Genomic DNA, 16960 nt, shown 5'->3' on the forward strand with positions numbered 1-16960 from the left:
CAATGACTGACCCCCGAATTGCCACGCCCGCCCCCGCGCCGCGCATCAGGCCGCACCTGATTACATCCGATCAGGAAGCGCTTGATGTCGCACAGGCCTTTGCGGATCGGTTGCGAACAGATGCTTCGACCCGTGATGCTGAGCGCCGTCTGCCCTGGCAGGAGCTGGATGAATTCGTCGCGACCGGCCTCTGGGGTATCACCGTCCCGAAGGCTTATGGAGGCGCTGGCGTATCTTCGGTCACGCTGGCGCGGGTCACCGCCATCATCGCCGCGGCAGACGGATCACTCTCGCAAATTCCGCAGAACCATTATTATTCGCTGGAGGTCCTGCGCGTTGGCGGCAGCGAGGCGCAAAAGCGATTTTTCTACGACCGCGTTCTTGCCGGCGAGCGCACCGGCAATGCCTTGGCGGAAACAGGCCACAAGGATTTCAAGCGGCGCACCCATTTGTCCCGTCAGGACGGACAATGGCGCGTCAGCGGCACCAAATATTACTGCACCGGTGCCATCTATGCCCACTGGATTCCAACGCTGGTATCGGCGGAAGAAGAGGGCGGCGTCAGAACCTATATCGTCTTCGTTCCACGCAATGCGGCGGGCGTGACCATTCTGGACGATTGGGATGGCTTCGGCCAGCGCGTCACCGGCAGCGGCACGGTGCGCTTCGAGGATGTCGCGGTGGAGCCGGAATGGATCGTGCCCTTTCAGTCCTCCTTCGAAACCGCAACCACCATCGGGCCGGTGGCGCAGATCATCCATGCGGCGATCGATCTCGGCATTGGCGAAGGTGCCTATCGGGATACGCTTGAATTCGTGCGCCAGCGCTCAAGACCCTGGATCGACGCCAAGGTGGAAACCGCTGCCGAAGACCCATTGACGCTGAGCGAGATCGGACAGGTACGGGTCAGGCTGCGTGCCGCCGATGCCTTGCTGCGCAAGGCGGGGCGTCTGGTGGACGAGGCGATTGGCAACCCCACGCAGGACACGGTCGCGGCAGCCTCGATTGCTGTTGCGGAAGCCAAGATCCTCTCGACGAAAGCCGGGTTGCTGGCCGCCAACAAGCTGTTTGAGCTATCCGGCACATCGTCAACGATGGCGCAAGACAATTACGATCGGCATTGGCGAAACGTGCGAACACACACGCTGCATGATCCCGTTCGCTGGAAGTATCAGGCCATTGGCCAGTACTATCTGAATGGTCGCCGTCCGCCACGCCACGGCGCGATCTGACGACATCCCTGTTTCTGGCCAAACTTCTGGAATCACCATGTCCTCGCGCAAACAGATTTTGCTCAATGCCTTCAGCATGAACTGCGTCGGCCATATCAACCATGGCCTGTGGACGCATCCGCGCGATCGCTCGCATGAATACAAGCGGCTGTCCTATTGGACGGATCTGGCAAAGACGCTGGAGCGCGGCCTGTTCGATGGCATTTTCCTCGCCGACATCGTCGGCGTCTACGACATCTACCAGTCTTCGGTGGATCTGACGCTGAAGGAGTCGATCCAGCTTCCGGTCAATGATCCGATCCTGCTGGTCTCGGCCATGGCGGCGGCCACGCAGCATCTCGGTTTCGGCGTCACCGTCAATACCAGCGTGGAAGCGCCCTACACGTTTGCGCGGCGTATTTCGACGCTTGACCATCTGACCGAAGGCAGGATCGGCTGGAACATCGTCACTGGCTATCTCGACAGTGCGGCCCGTGCGCTGGGCCAGACAAGCATGAACGAGCACGACACTCGCTACGACTGCGCCGACGATTATCTCGATGTGCTCTACAAGCTCTGGGAGGGCAGCTGGGCGGATGATGCCGTTGTTGTGGACAAGGCCCGCCGCGTCTTTACGGAACCGGGGCGCGTGCGGAAAATCCATCACAACGGCCCCTATTATCAAAGCGATGGCTATCATCTGACGGAGCCCTCGGCGCAGCGCACGCCGGTGCTCTATCAGGCAGGCACGTCGGGGCGTGGTCGCCGTTTTGCGGGTCGACATGCCGAATGCATTTTCATCAATGCAACCGATAAGGCATCCGCGGCCAGAACATCGCGCACCTTGCGGGAAGAGGCGGTTGCGGCGGGCCGACGGCCTGAAGACATCAAGATCTTCGTGGGCATGACTGTTGTGCCGGGGCGCACCGCATCCGAAGCGGAGGCCAAGCTGGCGGAATATCTGGATCATGCCAATCCGGAGGCGGGGCTTGCCCATTTTGCCGCAGGCAGCGGTATCGATTTCTCGCGCTTCGAACTTGATGAGACAATTGAATACGCGACAGGCAACGCCATTCAGTCCGTCACGCAACTGGCGCGGCAGAAGGGCTGGACAAAGCGGCAGCTTCTGAAGGAACTGGCGATCGGCGGACGCTATCCGGTCGTCGTCGGAGATGGCGCAAAGGTGGCGGAGGAACTGATGTCCTGGATCGACGAAGGCGAAATCGACGGCTTCAATCTGGCCCGCACCGTGGTGCCGGAAAGCTATGTCGATTTCATCGATATCGTGGTGCCTGAGCTACAGGCACGCGGTGCCTATAAGACTGCCTACAGCGATGGCACGCTTCGCAAGCGTTTGTTCGGTGCAGGCGACAGGCTGCCAGGCAACCATTACGGTAGCCAATTTCGTCAGTAGTCACGCCATTGTGCCTCACCAAACCGGCCGTTGATGCAGATCGCCGACGACCTCCTGTGTCCGAGACGATGCAAGGCCGTTCTGCCCCCCCCGGTGCGGGCCGCCTTGCAAGGTTGATGCGAGGATCGGAAGTCGTGGTGCAAACACTAGGAGTTGGAGAACTGCATAATTGGCTCCAAACGGAGCGGGCAAAGCTGTCGCGCAGTTCTCCTGACTCTGAGCCGATCGACTACATGTTGAAGCGCTGGAACGGCCTCACTTCCTTCCTCGAAGACGGCCGGATTTGCCTGACGAACAATGCCGCCGAGCGAGCCCTTCGGGACTTTGCGCTCGGACGGAAGTTATAGCTCTTCGCCGGATCGGATCGCTGTGCTGATCGTGCCGCCTTCATGGCGAGACTGATCATGAGCGCCAAGCTCAATGACATCGACCCGAAGGTCTGGCTCGCCGACGTTCTCGCCAACATTGCCGAAACGCCGATCACAAGACTCACGCAATTCCTGCAATGGAACTGGACACCCAAGACGCCGAGTGCTCAGGCGGCCTGACCTGCGGCCGTCGCCGGATGCTTACGCTATTCCGTCAGTTCGTCCGTCCATATATGCGATCAAGAACCTTGGCGCTGCTGATAAAGTGCTCGCAATCGGGATCATAGGAGGGATCTTGCGCCAGTTGCCTTACCCAGGCGGCGGCAGCCAATCCGCCCCAGTTATCCTGCGGTTCTGCAAGACAGTCGCGCGCAGTGCCTTGGAACCGCTGCGCCTTCAGCGTGTAGAAGGATCCGTCGACATTCTCCATGGACGCTGACCTGCCACGGAGAATTTCCTCCAGAATGGATTAGAGTCCGGCCCATTGAGGACGGACGAATGAAGAAGCAGAGATTTACAGAAGAGCAGATTATTGCAGTGCTGAAGGAGCAAGAAGCGGGGGCGAAAGCCGCCGACCTTTGCCGCAAGTACGGGATTTCTGAGGCGACATTTTACAACTGGAAGGCCAAATACGGCGGCATGGATGTCTCCGATGCAAAGCGGCTGAAGGCGCTTGAAGAAGAGAACGCGAAGCTGAAGAAGTTGCTCGCTGAGCAGATGCTGGATGTGGCGGCACTCCGTGAGCTTCTCTCAAAAAAATGGTAGGGCCTGCCGCCAAGCGTGACGCCGTCGCGCATCTGAGGGCCTTGATGGGCCTCTCGGAGCGTCGGGCCTGTCAGATCATTTCCGCCGACCGTAAGATGATCCGCTATCGGTCCTGCCGATCGCCGGAGGTCGAGTTGCGAATGAAGCTGCGCGAACTCGCCAACCAGCGACGGCGTTTCGGATACCGACGGCTGTTCATCGTGCTCAGACGGGAGGGAGAACGATCCGGCGTCAACCGCATCTACCGACTCTATCGCGAGGAAGGGCTATCCGTTCGCAAACGCAAAGCGCGACGACGTGCCGTCGGCACGCGTGCGCCGATCCTCGTCGAGGCGAAGGCCAATGCTCGCTGGTCGCTGGATTTCGTCCATGATCAGCTCGCCTGCGGCAGACGCTTTCGGGTGCTCAATGTCGTTGATGATGTCACGCGCGAATGCCTGGCAGCGATCCCGGACACGTCGATCTCCGGCCGTCGGGTTGCTCGCGAACTGACGACACTGGTCGAACGGCGCGGCAAACCCAGCATGATCGTCTCCGACAATGGCACCGCGTTCACGTCGAATGCGATCCTGACCTGGTCCAAAGACCACAAGGTCGAATGGCACTACATCGCGCCGGGCAAGCCTATGCAGAACGGCTATGTCGAGAGTTTCAACGGCCGCATGCGCGATGAATTGCTCAACGAAAGCCTGTTCTTCGGTCTTGATCATGCCAGCAGCGCCATTGCCGAATGGGCGAAGGACTACAACACCTTTCGTCCGCACTCGTCGCTCGGATACCAGACCCCGGCTGCCTATCCCGGAACCATCGCCGCAACCGGTTCCAACACTGCACAATGTGAAAGCTACGCGTTTCCACCGGTTGCTCCCACCGCGCCACTTGGCGTATCAAAAACCGCCGAGGCTCTAGTCGCTGCCGGATGAACGTTCAGTGGCCAGGTCACTCGATCTCTTTATGAATTCCCAGTTTCTTCAGCTGAGCATTTAGCCGTTTCGACGCCGCATCTGCAGGGCGCTTGACCTCATTTTTCCCATGGTGAAACGCCCACGGGAATATCCAACCGTCTTTCGGGAACGACTGGACGTACTCAATGAACCCCGCATCCACGATCGCTTGGTGGATGGCAATAATCCGTCGGCTAGAATTGTTCTTGATCCGACGAGCGACTGGAATGCCTTGGGCGTTTATCAAGTCTGTCGTAAGGTCCATCACCCAAATGCCGCCTTCGACTTTGTAGATATCCTTTTTCTGAAGCCAGATGAGTTCGCCAATACGAGCTCCCGTAACGGTTCCCAGAAGCGGCAGCCATTTACTGTCCCCGCGGCTTTCCTTCGCCGTCTGTTCGAACCACTTGTTGAGCTCCGGAACTTCAATTGGCAGCCGTTCGGTCGAGGCGCGCGCCTCATGAGAGATTCGAATGCTGACGTTGGCCAGCGGCGACGGAAAGCCATGATGGGCGCACATGTCGTGAAAAATCATGTTCAACGGCGAGAGGTAATTTGACTCGATAGTCTTTCCCGTCAGTGTTTTCTCACGCTTCCTTGGGGCTAGGCTCCGGTTGTGTGCCGCCGCCTCGAATTGTGTCATACCCTTGAACTCAGGTTTCATGCTGAATTTTGCGGGAACGTGCGCCAGAAGGTTCGCGAACTCCTGAAACTCAAGATAGCGATATCTGTTGATTGGTTTGTAACCAGCAAAGGAAATGAAATCCTTTACCCGGTTGTAGTCGGTGTCGACTTTCTTCTGGTCGAGACCGAGTCCGGACCGCACCTTGAACCAATGCTCAAGTGCTTCTGACAGCAGCGGACCTGGATGGCCGCCATCAAGCATGATTTCGACAGACTGGTTGAGACTTGCCATTTTCCTGGCGCGCGCCTCCAACTGATTTTGCACACTCTCGGGAGTGCCCGTTGCACTCGCCCTCCCACCTTGAAGCGTCTGGAGGACTGAGGTCTGCGTATCAATGAATGACGAGTAGACGGCGTTAACTTCGCGCTTGAAGGTATTCTCGCGCTCATGTGATTCCGCTCTTAGTCTGAGACACTGATTTTCGAGTTCGATCGCATGAAGGCGGTCTTGCTCTTCCATGACTTGGTCGGTGACGTCGGCCACCTCTTTCATCGTCCTCATGAGATAATCTACCTCGGCCTGCAGTTCGGCGATGATGATGTCTCTCGGGTCTTGTTTTTGGACCATCGTTTTTCCCTCTGTTCCGAGGGTATGAGCAAATAGCCGGTCAAGGCGGGCGGCTAAGAGCCGGCAGATTGTCGCAGCCTGTCGATTAGACACCCTGCCGAGATTTAGACGGATTGGAGACCTACCAAGGATAGGTACGAGATCATGCGGGATTCGGCGTTGAAATCTAAAGCCGTTGCCGTGACGTGTATGATACATGAAAAGCCCGGGTACATAGATGGGTACGGACCCAAACCGGGGCTTTTGAAAATCGCATGAAATCAATGGCGCGAATTTTGGCGGAGAGGGTGGGATTCGAACCCACGATACGGTTGCCCGTATGCCGCATTTCGAGTGCGGTGCTTTCGACCACTCAGCCACCTCTCCGGTCAATCTGGTCGGCACCTTGGCGGTGCGGTGCGCTACATAGCGATGAACGGGGCGGGTGGCAAGGGAGAAATCGCAGTCTTTCCAGTCTTTTTCCTTGACAGGTCAAGGGGGCTGAATTAATCCCCACGCATTCCGGTATGGGGTATTCCGTCCGGAGCCTTGTCCGGGCTCGCTTCAGGGTCCGGTTTCACCGGCAGACCGGTTCAAAAGAGTTCTTCTTTTGCAATCCTGCTCAAACGTGGACTGATAAAAAGACGGCCTTCCGTTTTGGCGGAAAGAGCCGGATCGAACATGAAAGGATAAAAAATGTTCGCAGTCATCAAGACCGGCGGTAAGCAGTACCGCGTTGCGGCTGACGATGTCGTCACCATCGAGAAGCTCGACGTCGCCGCAGGCGAAGTCATCGAATTCAACGAAGTCCTGGTTGTCGGCGAAGGCGCCGATGCCAAGATCGGCGCGCCCTTCGTGGCCGGCGCCGTCGTGAAGGCCGAAGTGGTCGAGCATAACCGTGGCAAGAAGGTTCTGTCCTTCAAGAAGCGTCGTCGCCAGAATTCCAAGCGGATTCGCGGCCATCGCCAGCATCACACGGTCGTTCGCATCACGGCGATCAGCGCCTGATCGGTCCCCAGGATTTTCGAGAGATTTAAAGGAGAACTCCCATGGCACATAAAAAAGCTGGCGGTTCCTCGCGCAACGGTCGCGATTCCAATTCCAAGCGCCTTGGCGTGAAGAAGTTCGGCGGCGAATCGGTCGTTGCCGGCAACATCATCGTGCGTCAGCGCGGCACGCAGTGGCATCCGGGCGCCAATGTCGGCCTCGGCAAGGACTACACCATTTTTGCGCTCACCGCCGGTAACGTCGACTACCGTACCAAGGCCAATGGCCGCGTGTACGTGTCTGTGATGCCGAAAGCGGAAGCCGCGGAATAAAAGCCGGTAGCGCGTTAAAACAGCCGGCGTCTCATCGACCCGGCTGACACCCGCAAAAGGTTCAGTCCAGAAAACAGGGGAGATGGGGCGCCACCCACCTTCCCTTTTTCTTTGTCCAAAAGGAGGACTGAACCATGCAAGGCGAAATGTTAAGGAGCGACCGGAGCCGGTCGCCCGAGGAGCGGTTGAGGCCGCAACGGTTAAGGAGCGATTGCCCCGTCTTACTGTCGCAGAGACTGGTTCTGCGCGCCCCGCACGAAGAAGACATCGACGCCCTTTCCCATCTCGCCAACAACGCCAATATCGCGACCATGGTGTCGCGCATGCCGCACCCATACACGGCAAAAGACGCCGCCGATTTCGTACGACGTACGAAAGCCGGCGAGATTGGCAAGTGCGTCTATGCCATTACCCGAGCCGATAACGGCGCTTTCCTTGGTTGCTGCGCGCTGGAGCCGCATGTCAACGATGCGTTGACACTGGAGATCGGATACTGGCTGGGCGAACCCTACTGGAACCAGGGCTATGCCACGGAAGCGGCGCATGCGCTGATCGACATGGCGTTTCGCACCCGTGACATCGAGCAGATCGATGCGCGCTGCCGGGTCACCAATGTCGCCTCGCGCCGGGTCATTCAGAAGTGCGGCTTCCAGTTCCAGGGGTCCGGCATGGTCGGCTCGCTGGCACTCGGCGGCATGGTGCCCGTGGAGTGGTTCCGGCTCGACCGCAAGACCTGGATGTCGCTGAAGAGCTGGGGGGAGATGCGATGACCGCGACCCTTCTCGCACGGCCGCCCCGCACCATGGGGGCGCTCGGCCCCTGCCCGATCATCGAAACGCGCCATCTGGTGCTGCGTGCGCACCGGACGAGCGATGCCGATGCCATCGCAAACTCGCTCGGCGACTGGCAGGTCACTCGCATGCTGTCGCGGGTGCCCGCGCCCTACAGCCGCAGCGATGCGGTGGACTGGCTGAACGCCAACCGCACCAGCACGGACTGGCATTTCGCCATCACCGAGGGCGATGGCGTGCATATCGGCTGCGTTGCGGTGGAACTGCGGCATGGCCGGTGGCATCTCGGCTACTGGCTGAACCGTTTCTACTGGGGCCAGGGGCTCATGACGGAAGCCGCGGGCGCGGTCGTGGAGCGCTTCTTCCGGCGCATGCCGGAGACGGTCCTGCATTCCGGTGCCTTTGCCGATAATGCCGCCTCGCTGCGCATCCAGGAAAAGCTCGGCTTCTCCATCCTGCGCTGCGCGGACCTGTTCAGCATGGCGCGCAATGCCATGGCGCCGCATCTGGAAACCAGCCTGACGGCGGAGGCCTTTCGCCAGCCGTGAGCCTTGGAATGGCCGGTCCGTGGGAGAAATTCCCTCTGCGGGCCGGCCGAACGGCTGCCGGAGGGCCCGGCAACCACGATAGGCTTTGACGTGACAGCAAAGCGACGATAACGAAAAGCCCGGAAAACAATCCGGTTATCGTCTCGATCAACCGCATGACGAACGGGCAGAACCCATGAAATTCCTCGACGAGGCCAAAGTCTATATTCGTTCCGGAGATGGTGGCGCCGGCGCCGTTTCCTTCCGCCGCGAGAAGTTCATCGAGTTCGGTGGCCCGGATGGCGGCGATGGCGGCCGTGGCGGCGATGTGTGGATCGAGGCGGTCAACGGCCTCAACACCCTGATCGATTATCGCTACCAGCAGCATTACAAGGCCGGCACCGGCATTCACGGCATGGGCCGCAACCGCACCGGCGCCAATGGCGCCAGTGTCACCATGAAGGTGCCGGTCGGTACTCAGGTGTTCGAGGAAGACAACGAGACGCTGATCGTCGATCTCACGGAAGAGGGGCAGCGCTTCCGTCTTGCCGCCGGCGGCAATGGCGGCTTCGGCAATGCCTATTTCAAGTCCTCCACCAATCAGGCGCCGGATTGGGCCAATCCCGGCCTGCCGGGAGACGAGAAGACCATCTGGCTGCGGCTGAAGCTGATTGCCGATGCGGGTCTGGTCGGCCTGCCGAATGCCGGCAAGTCCACCTTCCTTGCCACCGTCACCCGTGCGCGGCCGAAGATTGCCAATTACCCCTTCACCACGCTGCATCCCAATCTCGGTGTCGCCACCATCGATGGCCGCGAATTCGTGCTGGCCGATATTCCGGGCCTGATCGAAGGCGCGCATGAAGGCGTTGGCATAGGCGACCGCTTCCTTGGCCATGTGGAGCGCACGCGCGTGCTGCTGCATCTGGTCTCCGCGCAGGAAGAACATGTCGGCAAGGCCTACAAGACCGTCAAGCACGAGCTGGAAGCCTATGGCGGCGGTCTGGAGGACAAGGCGGAAATCGTGGCGCTGTCGCAGATCGACGTCCTGGACGAAAAGGAACTGAAGAAGAAGGCGAAGGAGTTGCAGAAGGCCTGCGGTTCGCCGCCGCTGCTTCTCTCGGCCGCCGCGCATATGGGCGTTACGGAGGCGCTGCGGGCGCTCCGCGACGTCATCGTGGCCTCCAGCGAAAAGACGGCGCTGCCCGACCGCAGCCTTCCGGTCGCGGATGCGGACGATCTCGACGATGCCGGGGACGAGGACTGATCGTCATGTCGCGCAAGCCCCTGAATGCTCATCGCCGCATCGTCATCAAGATCGGTTCCGCCCTGCTGGTGGACCGCAAGACGGGCCTGAAATCCGGCTGGCTCGATTCGGTCTGCGCCGATATCGCGGCGCTGCGGGCGAACAACATCGAGGTGCTGGTGGTGTCCTCCGGCGCCATCGCGCTCGGCCGAACCGTGCTGGGGCTGGCGCCCGGCGCGCTGAAGCTTGAGGAAAGCCAGGCGGCGGCGGCGGTCGGCCAGATCGCGCTTGCGCGTGCCTGGTCGGAAAGCCTGTCGCGGGATGGGATCGTCGCCGGCCAGATCCTGCTGACGCTCGGCGATACGGAAGAGCGTCGCCGGTATCTCAACGGCCGCGCCACCATCAACCAGCTGCTGAAGCTTGGTGCCGTGCCGATCATCAACGAGAATGACACGGTGGCGACCACCGAAATCCGCTATGGCGACAATGACCGGCTGGCGGCCCGTGTCGCCACCATGACCGGTGCGGACCTGTTGATCCTGCTCTCTGATATCGACGGCCTTTATACAGCGCCGCCGCATCTCGATCCGGATGCGAAGTTCCTCGATACGATCCCGTCGATCACGCCGGAGATCGAGGCCATGGCGGGCGGCGCTGCCTCCGAACTGTCGCGCGGCGGCATGCGCACCAAGATCGATGCCGGCAAGATCGCCACCAGCGCCGGCTGCGGCATGATCATCGCTTCGGGCAAGACCGATCATCCGCTAAGGGCGATCGAAAGCGGTGCCCGCTCCTCCTGGTTTGCGCCCTCCGGCACGCCCGTTACGGCGCGCAAGACCTGGATTGCCGGCCAGCTGCAGCCGGCGGGCACGCTGACGGTCGATGCGGGTGCTGAAAGGGCGCTTGCCTCCGGCAAGAGCCTGCTGCCCGCCGGCGTACGCGCCGTTATCGGCCCCTTCAGCCGCGGCGATACGGTTGCCATCATCGGCACGCAGGGCCGCGAGATCGCCCGCGGCCTGGTCGGCTATGATGCCGACGAGGCGCGCGCCATTGCCGGACGCAAGTCCGGCGAGATCGAATCCATTCTCGGCTATGCCGGCCGCGCCGCCATGGTGCATCGCGATGATCTCGTGATCACCGGCCTGCTGGTGGCTGAAACCAAGGGCACTGTTGAGGAGGATGCCGCCCATGCTGGATAAGATTGCCGTTTCCGACATCGAACAGCTGATGCAGGCGATCGGCCGCAACGCGAAGGCGGCAGCGCGCCGGCTGGCTACGGCCTCGACGGACGCGAAGAACACGGCGCTGACCGCCGCCGCCGATGCCATCATCGCCGCGACGCCGGACATTCTCGCCGCCAATGCGCAGGATCTGGCTGCGGTCGCCGACAAGGGTCTGCAGCCTTCCTTCATCGACCGGCTGACGCTCAACGAAAAGCGTGTCGCCGAAATGGCCGAGGGACTGAGAGCGATTGCCGCCCTTCCCGATCCGGTCGGCAGTGTGATTGCCGCCTGGGAACGCCCCAACGGCCTGAAGATCGAGCGCGTGCGCACGCCGCTCGGCGTGATCGGTGTGATCTATGAAAGCCGCCCGAACGTGACGGCCGATGCAGGCGCGCTGTGTCTGAAAGCCGGCAATGCGGTGATCTTGCGCGGCGGCTCTGACTCCCTCCATTCATCGCAGGCAATCCATCGCTGCCTGTCGAAGGGCCTGGCCCTTGCCGGCCTGCCGGAAGAGGCGATCCAGATCGTCCCGGTCGCCGATCGTTCGGCCGTCGGCGCCATGTTGTCCGGTCTCGATGGCGCAATTGACGTCATCGTGCCGCGCGGCGGCAAAAGCCTTGTGGCCCGCGTCCAGACGGAAGCCCGCGTGCCAGTCTTTGCGCATCTGGAAGGCCTCTGCCACATCTATGTCGATGCCTCTGCCGATCTGGAAATGGCCGTCAATGTGGTGGTCAATGCGAAAATGCGCCGCACCGGCATCTGCGGAGCCGCCGAAACGCTGCTGGTCGATCAGGCCGCGGCCGACACGCACCTGAAACCGATCCTTGAGGCGCTGGCGACCAGGGGCTGCGAGATCCGCGCCTCCGAAGAGGTGCGCGCACGCGTGCCGGGTCTCATCCCCGCGACCGCAGAGGACTGGTGCACGGAATATCTGGAGGCGATCATTTCGGTGACGCTGGTGGATGGCATCGAGGGGGCGATCCGCCACATCAACACCTATTCCTCGAACCACACGGAGGCGGTGCTGGCGGAGGATCCGGCGGTTGTGGCACGCTTCTTCAACGAGATCGATTCGGCGATCCTCCTGCACAATGCCTCCACCCAGTTTGCCGATGGCGGCGAATTCGGCATGGGCGGCGAGATCGGCATTTCCACCGGCAAGATGCATGCGCGCGGCCCGGTCGGTGTCGAGCAGCTGACCTCGTTCAAGTACCGGGTGCACGGCACCGGCCAGACGCGGCCCTGACGCGCGTGGCGGAGGGGGAACGCCTGACACCTTATCTTTCCATGCCGCATGTGGAGCGCGGCATGGTGGTCGGCCTGTTCGGCGGGTCGTTCAATCCGCCGCATCCCGGCCATCGGCTGGTGGCCGAGATCGCGCTGAAGCGGCTCGGCCTCGATCAGCTCTGGTGGATGGTGACGCCCGGCAATCCGCTGAAAAGCCGGTCCATTCTCTTGCCGCTGGCAGAGCGCATCGCGCTCAGTCGTGATCTGGCGCGCAATCCGCGCATCAAGATCACCGCCTTCGAGGAGCGGCTGAAGACGAGTTTCACTGCTCATACGCTCGCCCATGTGGTGGCGCGCCATCCGGGCGTGCGCTTTGTCTGGATCATGGGCGCCGACAGCCTGAAGACCTTTCACCGCTGGCAGAAATGGCGCGAGATCGCCGCTCTGGTGCCGATCGTCGTGGTGGACAGGCCGGGCGCCACGCTCTCCTTCCTCTCCTCGCCCGCGGCGCGTGCGCTCTCCTTTGCGCGAGTGGATGAAAATGCGGCGCGTTCGCTTGGCCTGCGCCGACCGCCGGCCTGGACCTTCATTCACGGCCCGCGCTCCACGCTGAGTTCCACGGAAATCCGGCAGGCTGCCCGCCCGGTCCCGATGCCGGGCTTGCGCGAGGCTTCCGGCGGACTGCGCCGCGCCTTGAAAGATTAACCATTCGATGCCACCTTCATGATCGTGGATCTTCCGTCGGAAGATTCGCGTCGTGCCTGTTCTGTTCGTGACGAAAGGAAGACCTCTGACAACAGTACACGCCAAGGGGAGAACGCTCAGCGTTATCCCGAAGAGCCTGGAACGTGGCGCCGATGCCGCCGCCCGCGCTCTCGAAGTGGTCCTCGCCAGCCTCGAGGACTCCAAGGCCGAAGACATCGTCACCATCAACATTGCCGGAAAATCCGCGCTGGGCGACTACATGGTCGTGGTCACCGGGCGCTCGAACCGGCATGTCTCGGCAATCTCGGAACATCTGTTGACCGACCTTAAGGACGAGGGCTTTGGCAGCGCCCGCGTCGAAGGCATGGACACGGGTGACTGGGTGCTGATTGACACCGGTGACGTCATCATCCATGTGTTCCGCCCGGAAATCAGGGAGTTCTACAACATCGAAAAGATGTGGGCGGCTCCCGATGAGGAAGGAACGCTGCACTAGCGCCCGATCAGCCAGAGCTGACCGCCGCAGGTGCGATGAGCCGCAACGGGCGGCTGGGCAGTGGCTCAGCCGAAAGCTCTTCTTGCGGCACCAGAATATGCGGTGGCAGACATGCGGATTGGCCTTTTTGCCGTGGGACGGCTCAAAGCCGGACCTGAGAAGGAACTTGCGTCACGCTATCTCGACCGCTTCGCCAAGGCTGGCCCGGCGGTGAGCCTTGAGTTTGCGCGCGTGACAGAAGTGAACGAAAGCCGCGCCTCCGCGGCGGACACCCGCAAGCGCGAGGAGGCCGGGCTTCTGGAAAAGAGCCTGCCCGAGGGGGCCGTGCTGATCCTGCTCGACGAGCGCGGCAAAGCACTGGATAGCCCCGCCTTCGCAAGTCTCGTCGGAAGATATCGCGATCAGGGCAAGCGGGAGATGATGATTGCCATCGGCGGCGCCGATGGGCTTGATCCTGTGCTCTACGATCGCGCGGATGTCGTCATCAATCTCGGCTCCATGACCTGGCCGCACCAGCTGGTGCGCATTTTGATCGCTGAACAGTTGTACCGTGCCGTCACCATCCTCTCCGGCCATCCCTATCACCGCGTCTGATGTGGAAGCGTGGCGGACCGGGGCCTCAGATTTTGCCTACACGATCTTGTTTCTGGTGCTGGCCGGCAAAAGGCCTTAGCTTGCTTCGATCAGGGCTGACGCAAAGAGTGGGAATGCGCAAGGGACAAGACAGCATGCGCCTGGCGCCGCCGCTGGTTGCGGTGGTGCTGCTTGTCTTGGCAGGCGCTGGGCAGCTTCATGCGCAGGATGCTCAGGCTGTTGATATCGGAACGCCCGCCGATCAGCCGGCGGATGGTACGCCAGCCTCCTCTCCCACCGTCGATGCGCTTGAGCAGAAACGTGACCAGACGCGTGCCGAACTGGAGGAGCTGTCGAAGACGTTGAGCCTGTCCGGCGACAAGGCGAAATCGATCGGCGAGGCAATTGCCGCGCTCGACAAGAGCAGCGCCTCGATCCGTCAGGCACTGATCGAATCGGCTGCGCGGCGCAAGCAGCTGGAAGCGACGATCCGCAAGAGCGAGAACCGGATGGCGGAGCTGCGCGTCAGGCAGGATGGCATTCGCGCCTCGCTGCACGAACGGCGCGGCGTTCTGGCGGAGGTTCTGGCCGCGCTGCAGCGCATGGGGCGCAATCCGCCGCCGGCGCTGCTCGTCACGCCCGAAGATGCGCTGGGATCGGTGCGGAGCGCCATCCTTCTTGGTGCCGTCGTTCCCGGCATGCGCGCCGAGGCGGAGCGGTTGATGACCGATCTGCAGTCCCTCTCCGATCTGGAAAGGGATGCTGCGGCCGAGAAGGACAAGGCTGCCGGCGCGATGAGCGCCAGCCTGGAGGAAGACCGGCGGATGGATCTGCTGCTTGCGGAAAACGACAAGCAGAGCCGCCAGAGCGCCGCCGAACTCGATGCCGAACGGCGCCGTTCCGAAGAGCTGGCCAGCCGGGCGACCAGCCTGCAGGGACTGATCCAGTCGCTGGAGGGCGAGATTTCTTCCGTGCGTGATGCGATGGCGCAGGCGCGCCAGGAGGAGGAGCGCCGCAAGCAGCTGACGGCGGAGCAGCGCGAGAAGGCCGAGCAGCTGGCCGAAGGCGGCGTGCCCGACAAAAACCGTATTGCGCCCGCATATCCGTTTGCGAGCCTCAAGCAAAAGTTGACCTATCCGGTCGAAGGCGATGTGCTGAGGGCCTATGGCGATCCCGACGGCACCGGCCATCCGGCCAAGGGTGTGACCCTTGCCTCAGGCCCCGGTGCCGTGGTCACGGCACCCGCCGACGGTCTTGTCGTCTTTGCCGGCGCCTTCCGAAGCTATGGGCAGATGATCATTCTCAATGCAGGCGATGGGTATCACCTGGTCCTGACAGGCATGGAAAAGGTCAATGTGCGGCAGGGAAAGTTCGTTTTCGCGGGCGAACCGATAGCCGTCATGGGCGAGAAAAGAGTGGCGAGCGCAACGGCGTTGGCGCTGGAAACAGATCGTCCAACGCTTTACATTGAATTCAGAAAGGACGGCACTCCGGTCGATTCGAAGCCGTGGTGGTCCACAAAGGAAACTGGAAGGGCACGAAATGATTCGTAGGGCTTCTCTTGTCATCGTTGGGGCGCTGCTCGGCGCCACAGCCATGAGTGTCGTGTATTCCGCGGGCGTGCCGGCCCAGGCTGCGGGATCGTCGACCTATCGTGAGCTGTCGATTTTCGGGGACGTGTTCGAACGTGTCCGTGCCCAGTATGTCACGCCTCCGGATGAACAGAAGCTGATCGAAAATGCCATCAATGGCATGCTGTCGTCGCTTGATCCGCATTCCAGCTACATGAATGCCAAGGACGCGGCCGACATGCGCACCCAGACGAAGGGTGAGTTCGGCGGCCTCGGCATCGAAGTGACGATGGAAAACGAGCTGGTAAAGGTCATCACCCCGATCGACGATACGCCTGCGGCAAAGGCAGGCGTTCTCTCGGGCGATTACATCTCCGAGATTGACGGCAAGCCGGTGCGCGGCATGAAGCTCGAGGACGCGGTCGAAAAGATGCGTGGTCCGGTCAAGACGCCGATCAAGCTGACCATCCTGCGCAAGGGCGCCGACAAGCCGATCGAACTCACCGTCGTGCGTGACGTGATTGCCGTGCGCGCCGTGAAATCGCGCGTCGAGCAGGGTGACATCGGCTATCTGCGCGTCATCTCCTTCACCGAAAAGACCTATGACGATCTCGAAAAGGCGATCAAGAAGATCAAGGCCGATGTTCCGGCCGACAAGCTGAAGGGCTATGTGCTCGATTTGCGTCTCAACCCGGGCGGTCTGCTCGACCAGGCGATCAACGTTTCCGACGCCTTCCTGGAGCGCGGCGAGGTGGTCTCCACCCGCGGTCGCAATCCGGAGGAAACCCGCCGCTTCAATGCCGGTCCGGGCGACCTGACGGATGGCAAGCCTGTGATCGTGCTGATCAACGGCGGCTCCGCATCCGCCTCGGAAATCGTGGCCGGTGCGCTGCAGGATCTGAAGCGCGCCACGGTGCTCGGCACGCGTTCCTTCGGCAAGGGGTCGGTCCAGACGATCATCCCGCTCGGCGAGGCGGGTGCTTTGCGTCTGACCACGGCGCTCTATTACACGCCGTCCGGCAAGTCGATCCAAGGCACCGGCATCCAGCCGGACATCAAGGTCGAGCAGCCGCTGCCGGCCGACCTGCAGGGCAAGATCCGCCCCGAAGGCGAATCCAGCCTGCGCGGCCATATCCAGGGTCAGAACGAGACCGAGGAAGGGTCCGGCTCCAGCGCCTATGTGCCGCCGGAAGCCAAGGACGATGTGCAGCTGAACTACGCGCTGGACCTGTTGCACGGCACGAAGACGGACCCGTCCTTCCCGCCGCATCAGGACAGCCCGACGGCCTCGGCGACCAAGCCCTGACCTGACTTTGTTTTGCAGCCCGCCCTGCCCTTCCGGCCGGGCGGGT

17 protein-coding genes, 1 tRNA gene and 2 pseudogenes are annotated in these 16960 nt (G+C 61.6%); 16 read left to right on the forward strand and 4 right to left on the reverse strand.

Going from position 1 to position 16960, the window contains the following annotated elements; genetic code table 11:
- The first annotated feature begins 2 nt into the window (after nucleotides 1-2).
- The 3 genes and pseudogenes from FNA46_RS22705 to FNA46_RS22715 all read left to right on the forward strand — a co-directional run.
- Complete coding sequence (locus FNA46_RS22705; protein ID WP_143127501.1) at nucleotides 3-1232, forward strand: SfnB family sulfur acquisition oxidoreductase; 1230 nt, start codon at nucleotides 3-5, stop codon at nucleotides 1230-1232.
- 37 nt (nucleotides 1233-1269) lie between these two features.
- Nucleotides 1270-2625, forward strand: a complete 1356-nt coding sequence (locus tag FNA46_RS22710) for an LLM class flavin-dependent oxidoreductase (RefSeq protein ID WP_143127502.1) — start codon at nucleotides 1270-1272, stop codon at nucleotides 2623-2625.
- 158 nt (nucleotides 2626-2783) lie between these two features.
- Nucleotides 2784-3173: pseudogene (locus FNA46_RS22715) on the forward strand (IS66 family transposase); the annotation flags it as partial.
- Nucleotides 3174-3207: 34 nt separating this feature from the next.
- On the opposite strand, the gene FNA46_RS22720 reads toward FNA46_RS22715, so the two are convergent.
- Nucleotides 3208-3423 (reverse strand): hypothetical protein, encoded by a 216-nt coding sequence (locus FNA46_RS22720; RefSeq protein WP_143127503.1) that lies wholly within the window; start codon nucleotides 3421-3423, stop codon nucleotides 3208-3210.
- 68 nt (nucleotides 3424-3491) lie between these two features.
- Between FNA46_RS22720 and FNA46_RS22725 the strand changes: the two genes are divergently transcribed.
- A protein-coding gene (locus FNA46_RS22725; protein ID WP_143127504.1) for an IS3 family transposase occupies nucleotides 3492-4681 on the forward strand; the annotation gives its coding sequence in 2 pieces (ribosomal slippage) (nucleotides 3492-3744 and nucleotides 3744-4681; 1191 coding nt in all).
- Between the two features lie 16 nt (nucleotides 4682-4697).
- Here FNA46_RS22725 and FNA46_RS22730 read toward each other — a convergent pair.
- The 3 genes and pseudogenes from FNA46_RS22730 to FNA46_RS22735 form a co-directional block, all read right to left on the reverse strand.
- A complete protein-coding gene (locus FNA46_RS22730; protein ID WP_143127505.1) occupies nucleotides 4698-5954 on the reverse strand; it encodes a site-specific integrase in 1257 nt (418 codons plus the stop codon).
- 39 nt (nucleotides 5955-5993) lie between these two features.
- A pseudogene (locus FNA46_RS26680) lies at nucleotides 5994-6152 on the reverse strand (DUF6538 domain-containing protein); the annotation flags it as partial.
- A gap of 78 nt (nucleotides 6153-6230) precedes the next feature.
- Nucleotides 6231-6320 (reverse strand) — tRNA-Ser (locus tag FNA46_RS22735).
- A gap of 309 nt (nucleotides 6321-6629) precedes the next feature.
- Between FNA46_RS22735 and rplU the strand changes: the two genes are divergently transcribed.
- The 12 genes from rplU (at nucleotide 6630) to FNA46_RS22795 (ending at nucleotide 16914) form a co-directional block, all read left to right on the forward strand.
- Complete coding sequence (gene rplU, locus FNA46_RS22740) at nucleotides 6630-6941, forward strand: 50S ribosomal protein L21 (protein WP_143127506.1); 312 nt, start codon at nucleotides 6630-6632, stop codon at nucleotides 6939-6941.
- A 41-nt stretch (nucleotides 6942-6982) separates the two neighbouring features.
- Nucleotides 6983-7252 carry a 50S ribosomal protein L27 gene (gene rpmA, locus FNA46_RS22745; protein ID WP_143127507.1) on the forward strand — a complete coding sequence of 90 codons (270 nt, stop codon included), beginning with the start codon at nucleotides 6983-6985 and terminating at the stop codon, nucleotides 7250-7252.
- A 134-nt stretch (nucleotides 7253-7386) separates the two neighbouring features.
- The gene (locus FNA46_RS22750) at nucleotides 7387-8022 is read left to right on the forward strand and encodes a GNAT family N-acetyltransferase (RefSeq protein WP_143127508.1); all 636 of its coding nucleotides are present in this window, start codon (nucleotides 7387-7389) and stop codon (nucleotides 8020-8022) included.
- Nucleotides 8019-8591: a GNAT family N-acetyltransferase gene (locus tag FNA46_RS22755; RefSeq protein ID WP_143127509.1), complete on the forward strand. Its 573-nt coding sequence runs from the start codon at nucleotides 8019-8021 to the stop codon at nucleotides 8589-8591. The genes FNA46_RS22750 and FNA46_RS22755 overlap by 4 nt, the downstream gene beginning before the upstream one ends.
- 175 nt (nucleotides 8592-8766) lie before the next feature.
- The gene (gene obgE / locus FNA46_RS22760) at nucleotides 8767-9834 is read left to right on the forward strand and encodes a GTPase ObgE (RefSeq protein WP_143127510.1); all 1068 of its coding nucleotides are present in this window, start codon (nucleotides 8767-8769) and stop codon (nucleotides 9832-9834) included.
- A gap of 5 nt (nucleotides 9835-9839) precedes the next feature.
- On the forward strand, nucleotides 9840-11012 hold the full coding sequence (gene proB, locus FNA46_RS22765) for a glutamate 5-kinase (protein WP_185969964.1): 1173 nt from the start codon (nucleotides 9840-9842) through the stop codon (nucleotides 11010-11012).
- Entirely contained in the window at nucleotides 11002-12282 is a 1281-nt protein-coding gene (locus FNA46_RS22770; RefSeq protein ID WP_143127512.1) for a glutamate-5-semialdehyde dehydrogenase, read from the forward strand. Before proB ends, FNA46_RS22770 begins: the two co-directional genes overlap by 11 nt.
- Nucleotides 12283-12323: 41 nt before the next feature.
- Nucleotides 12324-12968 carry a nicotinate-nucleotide adenylyltransferase gene (locus FNA46_RS22775; RefSeq protein ID WP_143127555.1) on the forward strand — a complete coding sequence of 215 codons (645 nt, stop codon included), beginning with the start codon at nucleotides 12324-12326 and terminating at the stop codon, nucleotides 12966-12968.
- A 52-nt stretch (nucleotides 12969-13020) separates the two neighbouring features.
- Entirely contained in the window at nucleotides 13021-13464 is a 444-nt protein-coding gene (gene rsfS / locus FNA46_RS22780; protein WP_143127513.1) for a ribosome silencing factor, read from the forward strand.
- A gap of 111 nt (nucleotides 13465-13575) precedes the next feature.
- Nucleotides 13576-14058 (forward strand): 23S rRNA (pseudouridine(1915)-N(3))-methyltransferase RlmH, encoded by a 483-nt coding sequence (gene rlmH / locus FNA46_RS22785; RefSeq protein ID WP_143127514.1) that lies wholly within the window; start codon nucleotides 13576-13578, stop codon nucleotides 14056-14058.
- Between the two features lie 113 nt (nucleotides 14059-14171).
- Entirely contained in the window at nucleotides 14172-15590 is a 1419-nt protein-coding gene (locus FNA46_RS22790; RefSeq protein WP_425468798.1) for a murein hydrolase activator EnvC family protein, read from the forward strand.
- Nucleotides 15580-16914, forward strand: a complete 1335-nt coding sequence (locus FNA46_RS22795; RefSeq protein WP_143127515.1) for a S41 family peptidase — start codon at nucleotides 15580-15582, stop codon at nucleotides 16912-16914. The genes FNA46_RS22790 and FNA46_RS22795 overlap by 11 nt, the downstream gene beginning before the upstream one ends.
- The last annotated feature ends 46 nt before the right edge of the window (nucleotides 16915-16960 follow it).

This window comes from Affinirhizobium straminoryzae (assembly GCF_007004135.1).
In the GTDB taxonomy this organism is placed as follows: Bacteria; Pseudomonadota; Alphaproteobacteria; order Rhizobiales; family Rhizobiaceae; genus Neorhizobium; species Neorhizobium straminoryzae.

Bases quoted from the DNA above. Each gene is read 5' to 3' on its own strand.
- FNA46_RS22755 (WP_143127509.1), top strand. From the start codon at position 8,019: ATGACCGCGACCCTTCTCGCACGGCCGCCCCGCACCATGGGGGCGCTC.
- FNA46_RS22775 (WP_143127555.1), top strand. From the start codon at position 12,324: ATGCCGCATGTGGAGCGCGGCATGGTGGTCGGCCTGTTCGGCGGGTCG.
- rpmA (WP_143127507.1), top strand. From the start codon at position 6,983: ATGGCACATAAAAAAGCTGGCGGTTCCTCGCGCAACGGTCGCGATTCC.
- obgE (WP_143127510.1), top strand. From the start codon at position 8,767: ATGAAATTCCTCGACGAGGCCAAAGTCTATATTCGTTCCGGAGATGGT.
- FNA46_RS22730 (WP_143127505.1), bottom strand. From the start codon at position 5,954: ATGGTCCAAAAACAAGACCCGAGAGACATCATCATCGCCGAACTGCAG.
- FNA46_RS22710 (WP_143127502.1), top strand. From the start codon at position 1,270: ATGTCCTCGCGCAAACAGATTTTGCTCAATGCCTTCAGCATGAACTGC.
- proB (WP_185969964.1), top strand. From the start codon at position 9,840: ATGTCGCGCAAGCCCCTGAATGCTCATCGCCGCATCGTCATCAAGATC.
- rlmH (WP_143127514.1), top strand. From the start codon at position 13,576: ATGCGGATTGGCCTTTTTGCCGTGGGACGGCTCAAAGCCGGACCTGAG.
- FNA46_RS22795 (WP_143127515.1), top strand. From the start codon at position 15,580: ATGATTCGTAGGGCTTCTCTTGTCATCGTTGGGGCGCTGCTCGGCGCC.
- FNA46_RS22720 (WP_143127503.1), bottom strand. From the start codon at position 3,423: ATGGAGAATGTCGACGGATCCTTCTACACGCTGAAGGCGCAGCGGTTC.
- rplU (WP_143127506.1), top strand. From the start codon at position 6,630: ATGTTCGCAGTCATCAAGACCGGCGGTAAGCAGTACCGCGTTGCGGCT.
- FNA46_RS22750 (WP_143127508.1), top strand. From the start codon at position 7,387: ATGCAAGGCGAAATGTTAAGGAGCGACCGGAGCCGGTCGCCCGAGGAG.
- FNA46_RS22705 (WP_143127501.1), top strand. From the start codon at position 3: ATGACTGACCCCCGAATTGCCACGCCCGCCCCCGCGCCGCGCATCAGG.
- FNA46_RS22770 (WP_143127512.1), top strand. From the start codon at position 11,002: ATGCTGGATAAGATTGCCGTTTCCGACATCGAACAGCTGATGCAGGCG.
- FNA46_RS22790 (WP_425468798.1), top strand. From the start codon at position 14,172: ATGCGCAAGGGACAAGACAGCATGCGCCTGGCGCCGCCGCTGGTTGCG.